1 protein-coding gene and 1 pseudogene are annotated in these 1361 nt (G+C 71.9%); both read right to left on the bottom strand.

Features of this window, described 5'->3' with window-relative positions; translation table 11 throughout:
- A pseudogene (locus tag ACTIFJ_RS15330) lies at positions 1–447 on the bottom strand (hypothetical protein); the annotation flags it as partial.
- The coding region (locus tag ACTIFJ_RS15325; protein ID WP_439534981.1) for a glycosyltransferase family 2 protein at positions 444–1361 on the bottom strand (918 nt) is incomplete at its 5' end. The pseudogene ACTIFJ_RS15330 and the gene ACTIFJ_RS15325, both read right to left, overlap by 4 nt.

Here is a 1361-nt window from a genome sequence, read left to right as displayed (position 1 = left end):
CAGCGCTTCGCGGCGCTGGCCGGACTGGAGGCGCTGATAGGCAGCGGTGGCGAAATCGCCGGCCATGAGAGGGGCGGGCGGCATGGTCTGGCGCATCGGTGTGTCGGGCGTCGATGGGGCCGATGAAACCTCGGGCAGGGCTGCGGCGATTGTGGCGGGTTGTTCGGGGGCCTCGCGGTAAATGATTTCGCGAATGACGATCGGCGCCTGTGGAGGAGCTGGCTCGGGCGGGAAGACATAGACCGGTGCCGGTGCGGCAGGCGCGACAGCGGAGGTGACGGTAGGCTGGGCAGCAGGCGCGCTGGCGATGGTGGCGCCGAGCGTGTCGGCCAGCGCGTGGTGACGGTCCAGCGCGGCCGGCAGGCGGGCGGCGGTCCATCCCGCCAGCGCGGCGATGAGCAGGCCGAGGCCCCGGAACGGGCGGCTGGCGGTGTCGGCCTGTGTCATGCCGGGAACCGGTGGGCGGTCTTGCCCCAGGCGGGCAGGCTGCCCGGGGTGGCGTTGCCGGCACGCATCGTTCGGTAGCGGCGGATCGCGACCAGTGCGGCGGCGGCGTTGATCAGGTTGCTGGCCAGCGTGCGGGGGATGGCGCGCAGCCCTTCGCCGGCGCCATGGGCATGGGCCGTGAAGCCGGCGCGCATCAGCAGGCGCCAGCCGAACAGCGCCAGATTGGTCATCAGCAGCCACGCCAGCGGGGAATCGGGCGGCACGATGGCTGGAAGCGCGGCGGCGATGGGCACCAGGGCGCGCAGCAGCGCATCGAGACCGAGCAGCGCTAGCAGCATGTATCCGACGACGCCGAGCAGCGCGACGAGAATGCCCTTGCGGTCGCGCAGCAGCATGTAGCGGTCGGCAAGGCTGCCCGGCCAGCCGATCCGGTCCCAGCCGGCGAGGGCGATGCCGGCCAGCCAGCGGCTCTTCTGGGCGACGGCGGCGGCGAGCGTGGCGGGGAAATGCTCGCGGGTGGCGATCACCAGCCGCTCGCCGCGGCTCTTCAGCCGGACCAGCCCGGCGCGTCCGCCCTGGGCCTTGATGCGATGGCCGAGTTCATAATCCTCGGTCAGGCTGGCGGCATCGAACGGGCCGTCCCGGCCGGCGGCGATGCGGCCGAGCATGGTCCGGCAGATGCCCGAGGCGACGCCCGCGGAGGGAACGGCGGCGCCGAGCGCCTCGCGGACGACGAGATCCTTGGCATGGGATTCGGCGAATTCATCGAGATAATGGCCGCTGATCCAGCGCGAGCCGGGATCGGGCAGGGGGCGTACCGGCAGCTGGACCATCGCCAGCCGCGGGATCAGCGCATTGTAGACCAAGAGCTCGTGCGGATGGACGACATCTTCGGCATCGTGGAGGACGACCGC

The organism is Polymorphobacter sp., from assembly GCF_051860865.1.
Classification (GTDB): Bacteria; Pseudomonadota; Alphaproteobacteria; order Sphingomonadales; family Sphingomonadaceae; genus Sandarakinorhabdus.
The sequence above is the reverse complement of the archived record's forward strand: the minus strand, read 5'-3'. Positions and strand labels throughout refer to the sequence as shown.